This is a genomic window from Curtobacterium sp. VKM Ac-1393 (genome assembly GCF_015350995.1).
GTDB lineage: Bacteria > Actinomycetota > Actinomycetes > Actinomycetales > Microbacteriaceae > Curtobacterium.
This window is the reverse complement of record NZ_JADKRW010000002.1, coordinates 556,818-574,560: the sequence shown is the minus strand read 5'-3', so window position 1 is coordinate 574,560 and position 17,743 is coordinate 556,818. Positions and strand designations below refer to the sequence as shown.

Here is a 17,743-nt window from a genome sequence, read left to right as displayed (position 1 = left end):
TGCTTCCGGATCGGTTCACGTGGCGATCGCCTCCGCCCACCAGCGGTGGTCGGCCAGCACGAGGTACCAGGCACGCCCCTCGGCGTCGACGAGCTGCAGGCGGTGCAGTCGTCGGCCACCGGACTCCCACCAGCGCACGACGAGCGGCCACGGTCCGGCCCAGGCCGTGACGGGTGCGAACCCGCCGCCCCGATCGCCCTCGGCTCGGAACAGTTCGGGGACACCGGACAGCGCACCGCGGTCGTCGACGTCGACACTCTCGCCGTCGCCGGAGACCACGTCGACCGGCCGGGGGCGCTCGAGGACGGTGGCGGGCGGTGGGCCGGGCAGCTTGCCCGGCCACGGTCGGTCGCGCACGGCGGCCAGGGCACGCTCACCACCGGGTGGGGCGTCGCCCCAGGGCACGAGCACCACCCGCTCGGACAGGGTCCGGCCACCACCGACGCGCGGGCTCACCACCCCGTCGTGCCCAACCATGCCCTGGATCCGCGCGAGACCGTGGTGCACGCGTTCGTCCGGCCCGGACCCCCACAGTCCGCGCTCGTGGTTCGCCATGTCGTCGACGGCGACCGGTTCGAGCACGACCGAGGTGACGGGGGCCTCGAGCCCGGTCGGGTCGACCCCGCCGGCGAGCTGCCAGCGCACCCGGTCGACGACGTCGGCGGCGTCGAACCAGCGCGGGTGCGCCCAGGTGCGCTCGAGCAGGATGTCCCGCTCGTCGACGATCCCCACCCGGATGGTCGTCGCGACCAGACCGGCGGCTCGGAGCCGGGCGGCGAAGTCGTCGGCGGAGCGCCGGAACGCGAACGCGATCTGGTCAGCCCGGTCGAGCGGGGGCTCGAACGCGGCCTCGATCCGGAGCTCGGGCGGGATCGCGCGCGCCGAGATCTCCCGCGGGTCCCGCCCACCAGCCAACCGGTGCAGGAACGCACCGGGAACCCCGAACCGGTCGCGGACCTGCTCGTCGCTGAGCGCCGCGAACGCCCCCAGCGTGGTGATCCCGAGCCGGTCGAGCACGGTCGCGAGCTCGGGGTCGCCGAGCACGCCCAGGGGCAGCGCGGCGAGGAAGTCCGACGACCCGGCGACCGGCACGATCCGCACCCGTTCACCGGGACGCACCGGCCGGGCCCGTGCTGCCTGCTCCGCCGCGAACGGTGTGTCCGCCACTCCTGCCCGCACCGCCGGCGCGCCGTGGTCGGCCGCGATCCCCGCCAGGGTCGCCGCGGCCGCCCGCTCGCCGCCGTAGTACCGCGCCGGACCGCGGGCACGCAGGGCGAGGGTGCCGGGACGGAGCACCTCGACCCCGGGGACGGCCGCCTCGACCGCGCGGATGACGGGTTCGAACGCACGGTGGTCGAGGGCGTCGTCGTAGGGCTGCACGACGAGGTCCGGACAGCGCGCCTGTGCCTCGCGCACGCGCAGCCCGCGGACGACGCCGTGCTGCCGGGCGGACCCGGAGCTGGCGAACACCAGCCCCTTCGCGACCAGGGCGATGGGCTGCTCCGGTGGCACACCGGCCGCGCGGGCAGCCGCGATCACCGGCCAGTCCGGGCACCAGAGCACGACGGTGCGGGTCGGCGGCGGCTCGGGCAGCGCACCACCGCGGGCGAGCGCGTCGGCGCGCACACGCCCCGGGGCGATCACGACGCCACCGCCACGGGCCGCAGGACCCGGGTGTCGCCCGACCCGACCGTCGGCACCGGGGTGGCTGCCCGGACCGAGCCGTCGGCCGCAGGCAGGAGCAGCTCAGTGCTCGTGGGACGCATAGCGCCCGCGCGGCCGGTCGCCGTCACGGTGGCACGACGCTCGGTCAGGTGCCCGTGCCCCTGCCCGATCCCGCTCCACACCGACGACGTGATCCGCAACGTGACGTCGGCACCCGGCCAGGAGCCGAGTGCGACGAGGGCGCCGCCGCGTTGCCGGAGCCGGGCCGACAGCCGTGCAATGTCGCCCGGCACGATGCGTCCGAGGGGTCGGGTGAGCACGATCTGGGCGACGTCGGCCATCGCCGCGGTCACCGCGAGCCACTGGTCGCCCGGGTCGGGGACGAGCACGAGCCGCTCGAGGTCGATCCCCGCAGCGGCGGCGGCCTCGATCCCGAACGACGGCACACCGACGACCGCGCACCACGCACCGGATGCCGAGGCCGCCTGTAGCATGGTGATCGCGAGCAGCACCGACTCGGGGACTGCGTAGGTCCCACCGACGCGGATCGCACCGCCGGGCAGCAGGGGTTCGAGCGCGGAGGCGGTCGGCAGCCCCGCGGTGTCGACACGCGTGGACTCCATGTCGGTGACCCGCGACCGCAGGGACGTGATGCGGTCGAGCGCCGCTCGGGCGTCGCCGAGGTGGTCTGCGCCACCCCCACGCGCAGCACCGACACCCCCGCGGGCTGCACCGGCACCCCCGCGCGCCGCACCGCTCCGCCCGACCCGATCCGGGCCGGGCGACCGGAGTGTCGCCGCCGTCTGCATGCCCTCATATTCGAACATGTGTTCGATGATGTCAATCACGTCCGACATCTGTGGACAACCGAGTCGAACTCCTGTTCGATCAGGTCACCAGTGCGCCGCTGCCCCCACGCTCCCCAACACCGACCGCGTCTTCGTCACGACCTCGTCCGCCTCGTCCGCCGCCACCGACGACCACGTCACCGCTCCCCCGGCCCCGAGGGTCCGCGACCGGACCCGGCCCGAGGCGTCCACCACCGTCACCAGTGTCCGGATCACCACCGACAGGTCGACCGCCCCGCTCGCCGAGAAGTACCCGATCACGCCCGAGTACACCCCGCGCGGCGCCCCCTCGAGCCGGTCGGCGATCACCATCGCGCTGATCTTCGGTGCCCCGGTCATCGACCCAGGAGGGAACGCCGCCAGCACCACGTCCGCCCGTGACGTCCCCGTCGGCAGCACGGCACCGATCGTGGAGACCATCTGGTGCACGCTCGCGTACGTCTCGACCTCGCACAGCCGCTCGACGTGCACCGACCCCGGGATCGCCGTCCGCAGCAGGTCGTTCCGCAGCAGGTCGACGATCATCACGTTCTCGGCACGGTCCTTGGCACTCACCGCGAGGTCGTCCCGCACGGCCGCGTCGGCGGCAGCGTCGGCGAGTCGCCGCCGCGTGCCCTTGATCGGCTCCGCCAGCACGCTCCCGTCCGCGTCGATCCGCAGGAACCGCTCCGGCGACCGGCTCGCCACGCGCAGCGGGCCGAGCCGCAGGTACGCACCGAACGGGACGGGGTCCGACGCCCGCATCCGCAAGTAGTCGGACAGGTGCGGGTCATCCAGTTGCGGATCCGCACCGGGGTCGGCCCGGGCCTCCCGGTCCGCACGGGGCACGGAGAACGAGGTGGTGAGGCAGACCTGGAACGCGTTGCCCTCGCGGATCTCGGCGCGGCACGCGTCGACCGCGCGTTCGTAGTCCGCGCGCGACTCGCGTCCGGTCGCCGCTGACCCCCCGGCCGGGAGGCCCTTGGCCGCGTCCGCCACGTCGGCCCGCGACGGCGCCCCGGTCACCGTCTCGAGCCACACCCGGTTCTGCGCGCTGGCCGCCGGTTCCGAGTCGGCAACGAGCGTCAGCGCCCAGACGCCGCCGGTGTGGTCGACGACCACGGCGCGGTCCACGAACCGCAGGTCGGCATCGGCGTGACCGTCGGCGGTCCGGTCCGGGCCGCCGGATTCGCGACCGAGCTCGTACCCGAGGAACCCGATCCAGCCGAGCGCGAAGCCACAGCCGGCGATCGGCTCGGGCAGCTGCGGCGTTCGGTTCAGCAGCTCCGCCAGCACGGCGAAGGCCGGACGGTCGTCAGTGGACGACGGACCGAACCACCGGGTGGCGGGCGTGGCGACGTCGACGGACGCCCGCCGGTCCTGGTGGCGGAACCGTGCCCGGAACGGGCCGTCCGTCCACGCCAGGACCGACCACCGAGCGCGTGGTCGTGCGGTGTCCGGCGCGCCGTCCGGCAACGCGGAGTCGAGCCAGACCAGGTCGCCGCCGGTCCGTGCGGCCATCGTGCCGAGGTCGGGGACCGGATCGAGCCGGCGGACCTCGATGCGGGCGCCGGCCGACGGACCGGTCAGATCGCCGAGATCGTCCATGCGGCGGCGTGCGAGGCACCCGGGGCGAGCACTACGAGACCGCGGTCGACACCGTCGTTGAAGGCGTCGGGGGCGCACGTCATCGGCTCGACCGCCAGCCCGGCGCGGTGGTACTCGGGGACCACGTGGTCGGCCGTGTGCACCTGCACCCACGGGCACTCCGGACCGAAGGTCGCGCGGACACCGCGGCCGTCCGCCGCGGTCAGGGTGATGGTGGCGACCCCGTCGGCGTCGCGGTCGAAGCCGGTGAAGGCGTGGTCGATGAACCGGTCGCCGATGCGTGTGGCGGTGCGCAGGTCGAACTCGTCGTGCACGGGCACCAGGTCGGTCGGGATCAGCCGGTCGGGCGTGACCTCGAGCACCTCGGCCGCGGGCAGGGTGAGCGTCCAGTCGTCCACCGTGCCGGCGCCGGCGACCAGGTACGGGTGCGGGCCGGTCCCCCACGGGGCGTCGTCCGCGCTGGAGTTCGTGCCGGTGATCGTCGTGTGCAGGCCGGCGTCGTCCAGCCGGTACTCGACCATGACCTCGACACGGTACGGGTAGCCCGCCTGGGCCTGCACGGTGGTGGCGAGCACCACGCGGTCGGGCTCCTGGGCCTGGACGCCGAAGTCGGTCCAGGCGACGAGTCCGTGCAGGGCGTGGTGGCGCGCGGGCTCGGTGAGCGCGAGTTCGTGGTCGACGCCGCCGAAGGTGTACTTGCCGTCGACGACCCGGTTCGGCCACGGGGCGAGCACGGCACCGCGGAACGCCGGACGGACCTCGTCGGCGTCGAACGGCACGACGAGGTCGCGGCCCTCGTGACGGAGCGTCCGCAGCGTCGCACCGACCGTGGCGATGTCTGCCGTGTACCCGGCAGCGGAGATCGTCAGCGGGGTCCCGGACAGCGGCGCGTCGTTGCTCATGCGCTCAGCGTATCGGGCGCGTGCAGCCACCCGCACCACGAGAAAACCCCCGCCGTTCCGGGGAACGACGGGGGTTGTTGGTGGATCTGAGGGGACTCGAACCCCTGACCCCCTGCATGCCATGCAGGTGCGCTACCAGCTGCGCCACAGACCCATTTCGTGTTGCTGCAACACTTGTTCTTGTACCAACCGGTTCCCCGGAGGCACCATAGAAGCGTACACCATGCGAACGCCGGGCAACGAAATCGAAGCCGTCACCCGGGCGCGTCGCTGATCAGGCGGCGGTGTGGTCCACCGGGAGCTCGAGCGAGATGGTCGGGCAGTCGGCCCAGAGTCGCTCGAGCGAGTAGTACTGACGGTCCTCGTCGTGGAAGACGTGGACGATGACGTCGCCGAAGTCGATGAGGACCCAGCGGCCCTCGCTCCGGCCTTCACGACGGAGGGTCTTGGCGCCGAGCTCGAGGAGGCGTTCCTCGACGGCATCGGCGATGGACTGCACGTTGCGCTCGTTCCGACCGGTTGCGAGCAGGAACACGTCCGTGAGCTGCAACGGCCCGGTCACATCGAGCGCGACGAGGTCCTCGGCCTGCTTGGCATCCGCCGCGAGAGCGGCGGCCTGCACGAGTTCCAGTGCGCGAGTGGAGGCGGTCACGGATTCCTTCCGGTCGTCGACCCGGCAGGGAGCCGGATCGCTTGGTGGGTCACGATCATAAGCCACCGCGCCGACAGCGGCCAGGCCGGGGTGGCGGGGTGGTGCAGGACGGACGTCGGGGACGGCAGCGGTCAGCCGCCCATGTGGGTGGTGAGGAGGGCGGTGATGATGACACCTGCCGCTGCCAGTCCGACCGCACCCACCGTGACACCGAGGATGAGCGGTGTCCGCGACTCCTTCGGCTTGGCGGCGGCGAGGACGACCTGGCGGGTCGAGGTGTGACTGGACACCGCGCGGCTGGCACGGACCGGGCTGGCGTCGGTCTCCGGCTGCTCGTCCTGCTGCTCGAGCAGGCGGTCGACCTCGGCTCCGTCGATCGGTCGGTGCGACCCGGTGGACGACAGCGACGCGGGCAGGTCGATGGACCCGGTGAGGATCACCTCGCCCGTCGCGTTCAGGGCGCCCGTCGGGTCGGCCAGGGCTGAGTTCGGCAGGATGATCGCGTTCGTGTCGGTGACCGCGATCCGGCGGGTGCCGGTCGAGTCGTCGTGCACCTCGGCGTCGTTCGAGTCGTGCGCCTGCTGCGACCAGTGTCCGACGGGCGGCTCGAAGGTCGTGGTCAGGGGCTTCGGTTCGGACGGCCGCTGGAAGGCCGCGGGGACCGTCGGCGCGGCAGCCGAGGCGGGCTCCGGGATCGTGACCTCGTTGGTGTCGTCGTCCTCGGGGTCGTCCTCGGGGTCCAGCGAGAGCGGGAACACGGCCGGGGTCGACGCCGCGGGGTCCGCGACCACCGGGAGCGGCGCGACGACAGGGGCCTGCACGTCGACGACCTCGGTCGGTGCGGCTGCGGGATCCGCGTGGTCGACGGACGTCTCGTCGTCGTCAGCCTGGTCGACGTCGGCCGACTCGCCCTCGGCGGACTCGCCCTCGGCGGACTCGCCCTCGGCGGACTCGCCCTCGGCGGGCGGCGACCACGTCGAACGGTGGCGGCGGGGCTCCTCGGCGTGCGCAGCGGCCTCGTCGAGCGGCTCGAGAGCGTCGGGGGAACCGTCGGCCTCCGTCGCCTGGGCGACCGCGGCATCGTCGAGGACGGTCGGGATCTCGGCGCGGGGCCGGTCGTCGTCTCCGGCACGCGGGGCCGATGCGGGCTCGATCGCGTCGACCGAGCCGAGGACGTCCGCGACGGTGCGGTCCGACGACTGGGGCGTGGGGTTCTGGAGCGGGACGGGCAGGACCGCGCCGTCCTGGGCTGCGCGCTGCTGACGGATCTGCCGACGGGTCAGTCCGCCGCTGCCGGGGACGATCTCGGTCGCCGAGGCCGGCGGGAAGGGCGACACGCCGGCGGCGGGGACGGAGGACACCGGGACGGACGGCACCGATGCGGGCGCACTGGTCTGCGTCGGGCCCCCGGGGGCGGGTGCCACGTGCGAGCCGGGCCGACGACGCTCGTCGGTCGGCTCGTCAGGGGCGGCGACGGTCGGCGGCGGCGTGACGGGCTGCGAACCGGCTGCGGCGGCACGCTCCCGCTCGCGCGCCTGGCGCCGCGACAGCGGCGGCTGCGCGTCGGACGAACTCATGCAACGCTCCGATACAGGTGGTGCTTGGAGATGTACTGGACGACCCCGTCGGGGACCAGGTACCAGACGGGGGAACCACGCCTCACCCGGTCACGGCAGTCGGTCGACGAGATGGCCAGTGCGGGGACTTCCAGCAAGCTTACGTCTCGCTCGGGGAGTCCGCTGATGCTCAGGTCGTGTCCCGGACGTGTCACGGCGACGAAGTGCGCGAGGTCCCAGAGGCCATCATGGTCTTTCCAGTCGACAATCTGCTGAACGGCGTCTGCGCCGGAGATGAAGACCAGCTGCGCGTCGGGCCGCTGTTCGTGCAGGTCGCGGAGCGTGTCGACCGTGTACGTGGGTCCGGGGCGGTCGATGTCGACGCGGCTCACCGTGAACATCGGGTTCGAGGCGGTCGCGATGACCGTCATCAGGTACCGGTGCTCGGCATCGGTGACGCCGGACTTCATGTACGGCTGCCCGGTGGGGACGAAGACGACCTCGTCCAGGTCGAACGCCCGGGCGACCTCGGACGCCGCGACGAGGTGACCGTGGTGGATGGGGTCGAACGTCCCGCCCATCACCCCGATGCGCGGCCGTCCGGTGCTCTCGAGCATCGAGTGGCGGATCAGATCTTGGTGTGACCGAACTCGTCGACACCCGTCTCGTGGTGGCGGGTGGCCTCGAACTTCTGGGAGTGGCGGTACGCCACGTCGCGGAAGCTCCAGGTGACGAAGCCCAGGAAGATGAAGAACAGCGCACCGACGAGCGGGAACACGAACGCCGGGGCCCCGGAGGCGTGCTCAGCAGCTTCTGCGAGGAAGGTCATCGTTCGGTGCTCCGTTCGGTGGGGGAAAGACGCCGTTCAGTCTAGCCGCGGATCTGGCCGTTCCCGCGCACGATCCACTTGGTGCTCGTGAGCTCCGGCAGGCCCATCGGACCGCGTGCGTGCAGCTTCTGCGTCGAGATGCCCACCTCGGCACCGAACCCGAACTCTCCGCCGTCGGTGAAGCGGGTCGACGCGTTCACCATCACGACCGCCGAGTCGACCGTCGCCAGGAACCGCTCGGCCGTGTCGACGTCGTTGGTCACGATCGACTCAGTGTGGTGCGTGGACCAGCGCGCGATGTGCGCCATCGCGGCGTCGACGTCCGGCACGACGCGGATCGACAGGTCGAGGTCCATCGACTCGGTCGCCCAGTCCTCGTCGGTGGCGCGGAGGACGCCGGGCACGATCGCCCGGGTGGCGTCGTCGCCGCGGAGCGTGACGCCGGAGGCGCGGAGCCGGTCCGCGAGCACGGGCAGGAGCCGCTCGGCCGCCTGTTCGTGCACGAGCAGGGTCTCGAGCGCGTTGCAGACGCTCGGCCGCTGCACCTTGCTGTTCAGCACGATGTCGACGGCGCGCTGCTCGGGTGCGGACGCGTCGAGGAACACGTGCACGACACCGGCACCGGTCTCGATGACGGGCACCTGCGCCTCGGTGACCACGGTCTGGATGAGCGAGGCACTCCCCCGCGGGATGAGCACGTCGACCAGCCCGCGGGCGCGCATCAGCTCGGTGGCCCCGGCGCGGCCGAACTCGTCGATGGTCTGCACGAGCTCGCGCGGCAGGCCGACCGACTCGACGGCGTCCTGCAGGCGGGCGACCAGCACGGCGTTGGTGCGCTGCGCCGCCGAGCCACCGCGGAGCACCACGGCGTTGCCCGACTTCAGCGCCAACGAAGCGATGTCGACCGTGACGTTCGGGCGTGCCTCGTAGATGGCTCCGACGACGCCGAACGGCACGCGCACCTGGGTGAGCTGCAGGCCGTTCGGCAGCAGCGAGCCCCGGATGTGCTCCCCCACCGGATCGGTGAGCCCGACGACGTGCTCCACCGCGGCGGCCAACGACTCGATGCGTGCGGGGTCGAGTCGGAGGCGGTCGACGAGCCCGGACGACAGCCCGCTCTCCTCGCCCGCGACCAGGTCGCCGTGGTTCGCCGCGACGATCTCGTCGGTCGCGGCGCGGACCCCGGCGGCGATCGCCGTCAGCGCCGCGTCCTTGACGGCCGTCGTCGCGGTCGCCAGCGCCGACGAAGCGGCTCGCGCGGCCACGAGCGTGTCGGTCAGGGTCGGGGCGGGCGCGATCGACGACATGGACCGATTCTAGGTCCGCTCGTCGGCCCGTGACGGGCGTGACGGCGTCTCGCCGGCCGACCGGTCATGACACGTCGCACCACGACCGCCGAGCGGTCGCGCCGCGTCGCCTCGCGCGGACCCCGTCGACTGGTCCCGACCGTTCGACGCAGTCCGTCGGTGATTCGTGACCGTTTGGAGGCCCGGCACCGGTCCCCGGGACCCGCGCCGGGCCTCCAGGCGGTCGCGTTCACCACGCCGACCGGTCACGACACGTCGTCCTGCGCCACGTGAGCGGTCGCAGACCGTCGCTCCGCGGCTCCCGCGCCGACGGTCCCTGACCAGTCGGCGCCGTCCCGACCGCGAGTCGTGACCGTTCCGGGCGCGGTCCGACCTCTGTCAGGAACGCGGGGCGGCGTGGAACCACGTGCCCACGTGCTCACCCGACAGCGCGCGGTCGACGAGCGCCGTGGCGGTCACCAGCACGGACGTGCCGGCCTCGGCCGCGAGCCGCGCGGCGGCGACCTTGGTGCCTGCGCCACCGGTGCCGACGCCGGCCTTGCCGATCGACCCGAAGGTGACGCCGGCGAGCTCGTCGCCGAACGGGACCTCGTCGATGCGCTCGGCACCGGGCTGCTCCGGTGGCTTCGTGTACAGGGCCTCGACGTCGGACAGCAGCACGAGCGCGTCGGCGCCGAGCAGCCGTGCCACCAGGGCAGCGAGCCGGTCGTTGTCACCGAAGCGGATCTCGTGGGTGGCGACCGTGTCGTTCTCGTTCACGATCGGCAGCACCCGCAGGGCGAGCAGCCGGTCGATGGCCCGCTGCGCGTTGACCCGGTGCGTGGGGTTCTGCAGGTCTCCGGCGGTCAGCAGGATCTGCGCCGCGACGACCCGGTGCCGGTCGAGTTCCTTCTGGTACCGGAACATCAGGACGTTCTGGCCGGTGGCCGCAGCGGCCTGCTGCGTGGCGAGGTCGTCGGGGCGACCCTCGAGCCCGAGGAACGGGAAGCCGGTCGCGATCGCGCCGGAGGACACGAGCACGACCTCGGTGCCACGGCCGTACGCGGCGGACAGTGCGTCCACCAACGGGCCGATCTGTCCGGCCGCGTCACCGCTGACCGACGACGAGCCGACCTTGACCACGATCCGCCGCGCACGCGGGATGTCCTCGCGTCGGGAGACGGGTCCGAGGTCGGTGCGGGCGGTCGTGTCGGTCATGCCGCGGTCAGTCCTTCTGGTCGCTGGTCTCGAAGTCGCCGGTCTCGACGCCGGCCTCGACTCCGGTCTCGACGCCGCCGGTCTCGAGGTCGTCGCTGGTGACGACCTCGTCGTTCACCCAGAGGCCGGACACACGCTCCTGCTCGAGCTCCGCGCGGGCGGCGGCCTTGGCGTCCATCCGCTCGAAGTACTCCTCGCGCCGCTCGTTGCGGGTCGGCCGCGAGGTCGCACCGATGCGTGCGTCGGTGCCGCGGGCGCTCGTGATGAGCTCCGCGGTCGAGGTGAGCGTGGGCTCCCAGTCGAAGACCATGCCGCCGTCGCCACCGATCACGACGGTCGAGCCGGCGACCGCTCCGGCCTTGAACAGCCCGTCCTCGACGCCGAGCTTCGCGAGTCGGTCGGCCAGGAAGCCGATCGCCTCTTCGTTCGTGAAGTCGGTCTGCTGGACCCAGCGCTCCGGCTTCGCACCACGGACGCGGTAGAAGCGGTGCTCCTCGCCGCCCTCGGCACGGACCGTGAAGCCCTGGTCGTTGACCGCGCGGGGACGGATGACGATGCGCTCGACGACGGGCTCGGCCGCACGCTTCGCGCGACCCTGCTCGACGACCTCGGCCAGGGCGAACGTGAGTTCCCGCAGGCCCTTGTGCGACGCGGTCGAGATCGGGAAGACGCGGTAGCCACGCCCCACGAGCTCGGCGGTGACGAACTCGGCGAGCTCGGCGGCGTCCGGCACGTCGATCTTGTTGAGCGCGATGAGCTGCGGACGCTCGAGCAGCGGCACCTGGCCCTCGGGGACCGGGTAGCGCTCGAGCTCACCGAGGATCACGTCGAGGTCGCTGATCGGGTCGCGGCCCGGGTCCATGGTCGCGCAGTCGATGACGTGCAGCAGCGCCTCGCAGCGCTCGACGTGGCGCAGGAACTCGAGGCCGAGGCCCTTGCCCTCGGACGCGCCCTCGATCAGACCGGGCACGTCGGCGACGGTGAAGCGGCTCTCGCCCGACTCGACGACACCGAGGTTCGGGGTGAGCGTGGTGAAGGGGTAGTCGGCGATCTTCGGCTTCGCGGCCGAGATCGCGGCGATGAGCGAGGACTTGCCGGCACTCGGGAACCCGACGAGGGCGACGTCAGCGATGGTCTTCAGCTCGAGGCTGATGTCACCGGCCCAGCCCTCGGTGCCGAGGAGCGCGAAGCCAGGGGCCTTGCGCTTGGTGGTGGACAGCGCCGCGTTGCCGAGGCCGCCCTGCCCACCCGGGGCCACGACGACGCGCATGCCGGGCTCGGTCAGGTCGGCGATGACCTCGCCGGCCTCGTCGTACACGACGGTGCCGATCGGCAGCGGCAGTTCCTGGACCTCGCCGCTGACGCCGCTACGGTGGTCGCCCATGCCGGGCTGGCCGTTCTTCGAGGAACGGTGCGGCGAGCGGTGGTAGCCGAGCAGCGTGGTGACCTGCGGGTCGGCCACGAGCACGATGTCGCCGCCGTCACCGCCGTTGCCGCCGTCGGGCCCGGCGAGGGGCTTGAACTTCTCACGGCGGACCGAGACGCAACCGTTGCCGCCCTTCCCCGCGCTGAGGTGCAGGGTCACGCGGTCGACGAAGGTCGCCATGGTTCCACTCCTGGAAGATCGTTGTGCCGACGGGATCCGTCAGCGCGTTGTGCCGACGGGATCCGTCAGCGCGTTGTGCCGACGGCATCCGTCGGCGGGAAAAGCGAAGGAGGGGCGGGCACTCGGCCCGCCCCTCCCGCTGAAGCTGATCGTCGCGACTACGCGTTGACGATGTTGATGACCTTGCGGCCACCCTTGGTGCCGAACTCGACCGAACCGGCCGACAGGGCGAACAGCGTGTCGTCGCCACCGCGACCGACGTTCGCGCCCGGGTGGAAGTGGGTCCCACGCTGGCGGATGATGATCTCGCCTGCGTTGACGACCTCGCCACCGAAGCGCTTCACGCCGAGGCGCTGAGCGTTCGAGTCACGACCGTTGCGAGTGGAACTCGCACCCTTCTTGTGTGCCATGAGCTGACTCCCTTACGCGATCTTGGTGATCTTGACGCGGGTCAGGTCAGCGCGGAAACCCTGGCGCTTCTTGTACCCGGTCTTGTTCTTGAACTTCTGGATGATGACCTTCGGACCGCGCAGGTCGTTGAGCACCTCAGCGGTGACGGTCACGTTGGCGAGCTCGGAAGCCGCCGACGTGATCTTGTCACCGTCCACGAGGAGCACGGGGGCGAGGTCGATGTTGCCGTTGTCGTCCGCCTTGACACGGTCGACGGTCAGGATGGTGCCGACCTCGACCTTTTCCTGACGGCCGCCGGCGCGCACTACTGCGTAAACCACGTGGAAATCCTTACGTAACTCTGCTTGAGGGAAGTCTCGGGTGCCCACTTCTGCACGAGCGGCTCCCGGAAGGCCGGGCCCGATCGGCGACGCAGGCAGAACGGCCCGCTGACACCAGGGGTCGAGAATACTCGATCCCCATGGGTCCGGTCAAACGGCGACACGCGTACGATTGCACGGTGACCGTGTTGATCGACCCACCGACGTGGCCCGCTCACGACACACTGTGGTCGCACCTCGTCAGTGATGAATCCTACGCGGAACTCCACGCGTTCGCTGCACGTGCCGGTGTGCCGCGTCGCGCGTTCGACCACGACCACTACGACGTGCCGCTCGCACGGTACGACGAACTGGTCGCCGCTGGGGCCTCCGCGGTGACCGGTCGGGAGCTCGTGCTGCGGCTGATCCGCAGCGGCCTTCGGGTGGCGCAGCGCGACAAGCGCCCGCACTGACGTGCTGGCCGCGTGCGTCCGGCGCGCACGGTGCGAGGTTCCTGACTCGATGCGGCGCTGACGGCTCGGTGCGGCGCCAAAGGCTCGCACGATGTCTGCGACCTCGCACGGTGCTGACGGGAGGCCCGGCGCACGCCCGCCGCGTTCGTCCCGTCGCACGGTGCGACGCCGGCTCGGGGACGTCTGCGCACCGTGCGAGGTCGCCCACCGCGTGCGAGGTTGGCAGCACGGTGCGGCGCCAGAGGCTCGCACCGTGCCGCGGCCGCAGCACCAGTCGGAGAACCTCGCACGGTGCAGTGACTCGCGAAGACTGCACCGTCCGAGGAACCTCGCACCGTGCGGCGAACGCACGAGTGACGAGCCGCGGTCAGCGGGGCGCTGGACCACCCCAGGGGGCGGCTGGCGGCTGCTGCTGGCCCGGACGGGGCTGTGCGCCGTACTGGCCGCCGTACTGCCCGTGGGGGTCCGGCTGGACCAGACCCTGTCCGTACGGGCGCTGCTGCGGCTGCTGGGACGGCTGCTGCGGCCCCGGCTGCACGGTTGCGGGCGGGACGGCGTCGGCGGGCCGCACCGTGCCCGGCAAGCCGGACGCCGGCGTCGCGTTCCGGTTCCGGCGAGGACGCCCCAGCCAGAGCCACGCAGCGGTCGCACTCGCCAGCAGCATCACCGTGAACGGCACGCCGTTGCGGAGCGGGTTCGTGACGACGTCGATGACCAGGCGGGACCCACCGGAGGTGATCGCGCCGAACGCACCCGTGAAGACCCCGACGAGGGCCAGGGCGATCGTGCCGGCTGCACCGGCGAGCACGGCACGGAGCAAGACGGTCGGCAGCGGACTGCGGCGGGCGATCGGCGTCAGGAACGCCAACGCGAGGAACGCTCCCGCGTAGAACGGGAACGGTGCGAGGAACACCGAGGCGATGAAGCTGCCGACCAGGCTCGCGCCGGTGCCGTAGTGCGCGAACGGGCTGACGACCAGCGACGTCCCGATCAGCCCGACGATGCCGGACACGAACTCGACGAGCACGAGCGACACCACGGCGATGAGCGCCCCGGCAGTGTTGTTCACGGACGCACCCGGCGCGAAGGCCCGGCGTGGGTCGGCGGGCGCACGCGGAGGTCGCGGTGGCGCGTAGGGCACGCCGGCGGCGGGTTGGACGCCGTACGGCGGCTGCCCACCAGGCTGCCCACCAGGCTGCCCACCAAGGTGCCCACCAGGCTGCCCACCAAGGTGCCCACCAGGCTGCCCATCTGACTGTCCACCGGGGTGCGCGCCGTACGGCGGCACGGGACCGCTGGCTCCCCCGGACCCGGGCGGTGCGGGCTGTTGCCAGCCCGCACCGTAGTACCCACGATCCCGCTGCGGGTCACCCGGGTTCGTCACGCTCAGTTCCCCAGGATCACGGAGTCGTCGGTGTCCTCGCCGGACGCACCCTCGGGCGTGGCCGGGGCACTGATGCTCGGCGACGACACCCGGCGGGACCGCGAACGACCCTGACCCGGCTGCTTGGGCTCCGGCAGCGCCTGGAGCACGGAGTCCAACAACGACTCGGCGTCCGGGGCGACCTGGCGGGGCTCGCGCTTCGGGGCTGCGGTGATCGGGATGTCCAGGATCGCGACCGAGCTCTCGGTCGGGGTCACCGTCGCGCTCGAGCTGACGCGGCGGCGCGCCGGGGCCTTGGCCTTCGGTTCGGCGGCAGGCGCCTCGGTGAGCGCCTGCTTCGGCGCAGCCTGCTTCGGCTCGTCGTGCTTCGGCTCGGCCTGCTTCGGCTCGACAGCGACCTCAGGCTCGACCGCGACGGGTGACGACTCGGTGGCCTCGGTCGCGGCAGCGTTCGGCTGCTCACCGCCCCGTCCACCACGGCCGCCACGGCGGCGGCGCTTCGACCCGGTGGGCTGTTCGCCCGCACCGGAGTCGTCGGACGCGGAGGTCGCCACGGGGACGTCGGCCGAAGCGGGAGCCTCGACCGAGGTCGGCGATGCGGGCGAGTCGTCGTGCGGGATCGTCGAGGCGGCGATCCGCGACAGCGCGTTCTTCACGTCGTCGGTGATCTGGTGCGCCGAGGTCGACTGCCCGTTCGACGAGCCGGAACCCGAGCCACCGCCGGAGTTGCCCCCGCCGTTGCCGTGCCCGTTGCCGCCGTTGCCGCCGTTGCCGTTCCCACCGTTGCCGCCAGCACCGCTCCGGGCCTTGCGACGCCCCTTGCTCGGGCCCGGGTCGGCGTTGTTGTCGTTGACCTTCGCGTTGACCTCGTCGAGCGACTCGCGCAGGCCGACACCGATCTTCTTGCGGGTCATCTGCACGAGGCCGAGCGAGGTGACCTCGGCGACCTGGTGCTTCGTGCGGTCACGGCTCAGGCACTCGATCAGGCGACGGAGCACGAGGTCGCGGTTCTCCTCGAGCACCATGTCGATGAAGTCGACGACGATGATGCCGCCGATGTCGCGCAGGCGGAGCTGGCGGACCAGTTCCTCGGCGGCCTCGAGGTTGTTCTTCGTGACGGTCTCCTCGAGGTTGCCCCCGGAGCCGACGAACTTGCCGGTGTTGACGTCGACGACCGTCATGGCCTCGGTGCGGTCGATGACGAGCGAGCCGCCGGAGGGCAGCCAGACCTTGCGGTCGAGCGCCTTGTCGATCTGCTCGTTCAGGCGGTACTCCTCGAAGGAGTCCGGGCCCTCGTACCGCACGACGCGGTCCTTCAGGTCGGGGGCGACGGCCGACAGGTACTCGTCGATGGTGCCGCCGGCGGCCTCGCCGTCGATGATGAGCTTGGTGAAGTCCTCGTTGAAGACGTCGCGCACGATCTTGACGAGCAGGTCGGGCTCCGAGTGCAGCATCACCGGGGCCTGGCCACCGGCGACCTTCTTCTGGATGGCCTCCCACTGGCTGGTCAGGCGCTGCACGTCGCGGGTGAGCTGCTCCTCGGTCGCTCCCTCGGCCGCGGTGCGCACGATGACGCCCGCGTGCTCCGGCAGGACCTCTTTCAGGATCTTCTTGAGGCGCGCGCGCTCGGTGTCGGGCAGCTTGCGCGAGATCCCGTTCATCGAGCCGTTCGGCACGTACACGAGGTAGCGGCCGGGCAGCGAGACCTGGCTGGTAAGGCGGGCGCCCTTGTGGCCGACGGGGTCCTTCGTGACCTGCACCAGCACCTTGTCGCCCGGCTTGAGCGCGGCCTCGATGCGACGGCCGTGGCTGGTGTCGACCGAGTTCCAGTCGACCTCGCCGGCGTAGAGCACGGCGTTGCGGCCGCGACCGATGTCGACGAAGGCGGCCTCCATCGAGGGCAGGACGTTCTGCACCTTGCCGAGGTAGACGTTGCCGATGAGCGACACGTTCTCGGACTTGGTGATGTAGTGCTCGGCGAGGATGCCGTCCTCGAGCACGCCGATCTCGATGGTCGACGAGCTGGAGCGGACGATCATCTGGCGGTCGACGCTCTCGCGGCGAGCGAGGAACTCGTCCTCGCTCACGACCTGGCGGCGACGTCCGGCGTCACGGCCGTCGCGGCGACGCTGCTTCTTCGCCTCGAGCCGGGTCGAGCCCTTGATGCGCTGCGGCTCGGTGATGAGCTCGGGCTCGCGGCGGCGGGGCTCCTGGTGGTCGCGCGGTTCGCGCGGCGCACGGGCTTCGCGGTCGGCGCTGCTCCCCCGACGACGCGAGCGCCGGCGGGATCCGCCCTGCTCGTCGCGGTCGTCGGTGTCGTACCGGTCGTCGCGGTCGAACCGGTCCTCGCGCTCGGAGCGTTCGGATCGGTCGTAGCGGTCGTCACGCTCGTCCTCGTCACGCTCGTACCGCGCGGCGCGGCGCGGCAGCTCCGGCAGGACGGGGGCGTGGAAGATCAGGCTGAGCGTGCTCGTCGCCTTCGGGACGAACGGCTCGGCCGGGGCAGCGGGTTCGCTCGCCTCGGTCGTCGGCTCGGTCTCGGTCGGACGGGAGGCGCCACTCGCCTCCGCCACGTCGACGGCGGTTTCGGTCGGCTCGGCCGTGACCACCGCCAGGTCGCCGGTCAGCGTGCTCACGTCGTCCGGCTCGGCGCTCTGCGCGGGGACGGCCTCGACCGCGACGGAGACCGTCTCGGCCGGTGCCCCTTCCGTCAGCGCGAGGGTCTCGTCGACGGCAGGCACCTGCACGGCACCGCCCTGGCCCTGTTGGCCGGACGACCGGGCGCGGCGACCGCCGAAAAGGCGGGTCCGACGCTTCGGGGCGTTCTCGTCGTTGGTCGTGTTGTCGTTGTTCTGCTCCACCATGGACTGGCGCACTCCTCGGCCCCACTCGCACCCTTGTCGGGCGGCGGGAATTCTCTGGTTGTGGCGGTGGCGTCGACGCCCCGCACTCGCTGTCTTCGTGACCGGTCTGCGTCAACTTCTCGTTGCGTCCGCGGCCGTTCCGGTCCGGGCACCCGGCCCGGGT

16 protein-coding genes and 1 tRNA gene are annotated in these 17,743 nt (G+C 72.2%); 1 reads left to right on the top strand and 16 read right to left on the bottom strand.

Annotated features, from left to right (window positions below):
* Positions 1-15: 15 nt before the first annotated feature.
* The 14 genes from ITJ59_RS06555 to rplU all read right to left on the bottom strand — a co-directional run bounded on the left by ITJ59_RS06555 (position 16) and on the right by rplU (position 12,880).
* The gene (locus ITJ59_RS06555) at positions 16-1,644 is read right to left on the bottom strand and encodes a DNA polymerase Y family protein (RefSeq protein WP_194650279.1); all 1,629 of its coding nucleotides are present in this window, start codon (positions 1,642-1,644) and stop codon (positions 16-18) included.
* Positions 1,641-2,492 carry a hypothetical protein gene (locus ITJ59_RS06550; RefSeq protein ID WP_194650278.1) on the bottom strand — a complete coding sequence of 284 codons (852 nt, stop codon included), beginning with the start codon at positions 2,490-2,492 and terminating at the stop codon, positions 1,641-1,643. The genes ITJ59_RS06555 and ITJ59_RS06550 overlap by 4 nt, the downstream gene beginning before the upstream one ends.
* A 66-nt stretch (positions 2,493-2,558) precedes the next feature.
* Entirely contained in the window at positions 2,559-4,100 is a 1,542-nt protein-coding gene (locus ITJ59_RS06545) for an anthranilate synthase component I family protein (protein ID WP_194650277.1), read from the bottom strand.
* On the bottom strand, positions 4,079-5,002 hold the full coding sequence (locus ITJ59_RS06540) for an aldose 1-epimerase family protein (RefSeq protein ID WP_194650276.1): 924 nt from the start codon (positions 5,000-5,002) through the stop codon (positions 4,079-4,081). Before ITJ59_RS06540 ends, ITJ59_RS06545 begins: the two co-directional genes overlap by 22 nt.
* 78 nt (positions 5,003-5,080) lie before the next feature.
* Positions 5,081-5,156: transfer RNA gene (locus tag ITJ59_RS06535), tRNA-Ala, on the bottom strand.
* A 120-nt stretch (positions 5,157-5,276) separates the two neighbouring features.
* Positions 5,277-5,654, bottom strand: a complete 378-nt coding sequence (gene rsfS, locus ITJ59_RS06530; protein WP_194650275.1) for a ribosome silencing factor — start codon at positions 5,652-5,654, stop codon at positions 5,277-5,279.
* Between the two features lie 131 nt (positions 5,655-5,785).
* Positions 5,786-7,231 carry a hypothetical protein gene (locus ITJ59_RS06525; RefSeq protein ID WP_194650274.1) on the bottom strand — a complete coding sequence of 482 codons (1,446 nt, stop codon included), beginning with the start codon at positions 7,229-7,231 and terminating at the stop codon, positions 5,786-5,788.
* Positions 7,228-7,827, bottom strand: a complete 600-nt coding sequence (nadD, locus tag ITJ59_RS06520; RefSeq protein ID WP_111084540.1) for a nicotinate-nucleotide adenylyltransferase — start codon at positions 7,825-7,827, stop codon at positions 7,228-7,230. The genes ITJ59_RS06525 and nadD overlap by 4 nt, the downstream gene beginning before the upstream one ends.
* An 11-nt stretch (positions 7,828-7,838) precedes the next feature.
* Positions 7,839-8,039, bottom strand: a complete 201-nt coding sequence (locus tag ITJ59_RS06515) for a hypothetical protein (RefSeq protein ID WP_194630072.1) — start codon at positions 8,037-8,039, stop codon at positions 7,839-7,841.
* Positions 8,040-8,080: 41 nt separating this feature from the next.
* Positions 8,081-9,346 (bottom strand): glutamate-5-semialdehyde dehydrogenase, encoded by a 1,266-nt coding sequence (locus tag ITJ59_RS06510; protein WP_194650273.1) that lies wholly within the window; start codon positions 9,344-9,346, stop codon positions 8,081-8,083.
* A 378-nt stretch (positions 9,347-9,724) separates the two neighbouring features.
* Positions 9,725-10,543 carry a glutamate 5-kinase gene (gene proB, locus ITJ59_RS06505; RefSeq protein WP_228511106.1) on the bottom strand — a complete coding sequence of 273 codons (819 nt, stop codon included), beginning with the start codon at positions 10,541-10,543 and terminating at the stop codon, positions 9,725-9,727.
* Between the two features lie 7 nt (positions 10,544-10,550).
* On the bottom strand, positions 10,551-12,149 hold the full coding sequence (gene obgE, locus ITJ59_RS06500) for a GTPase ObgE (protein WP_228511104.1): 1,599 nt from the start codon (positions 12,147-12,149) through the stop codon (positions 10,551-10,553).
* Between the two features lie 158 nt (positions 12,150-12,307).
* The gene (gene rpmA, locus ITJ59_RS06495; protein WP_071257351.1) at positions 12,308-12,559 is read right to left on the bottom strand and encodes a 50S ribosomal protein L27; all 252 of its coding nucleotides are present in this window, start codon (positions 12,557-12,559) and stop codon (positions 12,308-12,310) included.
* A gap of 12 nt (positions 12,560-12,571) precedes the next feature.
* Positions 12,572-12,880, bottom strand: a complete 309-nt coding sequence (rplU, locus tag ITJ59_RS06490) for a 50S ribosomal protein L21 (protein WP_194650272.1) — start codon at positions 12,878-12,880, stop codon at positions 12,572-12,574.
* Between the two features lie 179 nt (positions 12,881-13,059).
* On the opposite strand from rplU, the gene ITJ59_RS06485 reads away from it, so the two are divergent.
* The gene (locus ITJ59_RS06485) at positions 13,060-13,332 is read left to right on the top strand and encodes a DUF4031 domain-containing protein (protein ID WP_194650271.1); all 273 of its coding nucleotides are present in this window, start codon (positions 13,060-13,062) and stop codon (positions 13,330-13,332) included.
* Positions 13,333-13,699: 367 nt separating this feature from the next.
* Here the strand turns inward: ITJ59_RS06485 and ITJ59_RS06480 are convergent, their stop codons facing one another.
* A complete protein-coding gene (locus ITJ59_RS06480; RefSeq protein ID WP_194650270.1) occupies positions 13,700-14,401 on the bottom strand; it encodes a hypothetical protein in 702 nt (233 codons plus the stop codon).
* Positions 14,402-14,718: 317 nt separating this feature from the next.
* The gene (locus ITJ59_RS06475; protein ID WP_194650269.1) at positions 14,719-17,580 is read right to left on the bottom strand and encodes an Rne/Rng family ribonuclease; all 2,862 of its coding nucleotides are present in this window, start codon (positions 17,578-17,580) and stop codon (positions 14,719-14,721) included.
* Between the last annotated feature and the right edge of the window lie 163 nt (positions 17,581-17,743).

What these genes read in the sequence shown, in the direction of transcription:
- ITJ59_RS06510 (WP_194650273.1), bottom strand. Translation starts at nt 9,346, where the DNA reads ATGTCGTCGATCGCGCCCGCCCCGACCCTGACCGACACGCTCGTGGCC.
- ITJ59_RS06525 (WP_194650274.1), bottom strand. Translation starts at nt 7,231, where the DNA reads ATGAGTTCGTCCGACGCGCAGCCGCCGCTGTCGCGGCGCCAGGCGCGC.
- ITJ59_RS06515 (WP_194630072.1), bottom strand. Translation starts at nt 8,039, where the DNA reads ATGACCTTCCTCGCAGAAGCTGCTGAGCACGCCTCCGGGGCCCCGGCG.
- obgE (WP_228511104.1), bottom strand. Translation starts at nt 12,149, where the DNA reads ATGGCGACCTTCGTCGACCGCGTGACCCTGCACCTCAGCGCGGGGAAG.
- ITJ59_RS06545 (WP_194650277.1), bottom strand. Translation starts at nt 4,100, where the DNA reads ATGGACGATCTCGGCGATCTGACCGGTCCGTCGGCCGGCGCCCGCATC.
- proB (WP_228511106.1), bottom strand. Translation starts at nt 10,543, where the DNA reads ATGACCGACACGACCGCCCGCACCGACCTCGGACCCGTCTCCCGACGC.
- ITJ59_RS06540 (WP_194650276.1), bottom strand. Translation starts at nt 5,002, where the DNA reads ATGAGCAACGACGCGCCGCTGTCCGGGACCCCGCTGACGATCTCCGCT.
- rpmA (WP_071257351.1), bottom strand. Translation starts at nt 12,559, where the DNA reads ATGGCACACAAGAAGGGTGCGAGTTCCACTCGCAACGGTCGTGACTCG.
- ITJ59_RS06475 (WP_194650269.1), bottom strand. Translation starts at nt 17,580, where the DNA reads ATGGTGGAGCAGAACAACGACAACACGACCAACGACGAGAACGCCCCG.
- ITJ59_RS06550 (WP_194650278.1), bottom strand. Translation starts at nt 2,492, where the DNA reads ATGTTCGAATATGAGGGCATGCAGACGGCGGCGACACTCCGGTCGCCC.
- nadD (WP_111084540.1), bottom strand. Translation starts at nt 7,827, where the DNA reads ATGCTCGAGAGCACCGGACGGCCGCGCATCGGGGTGATGGGCGGGACG.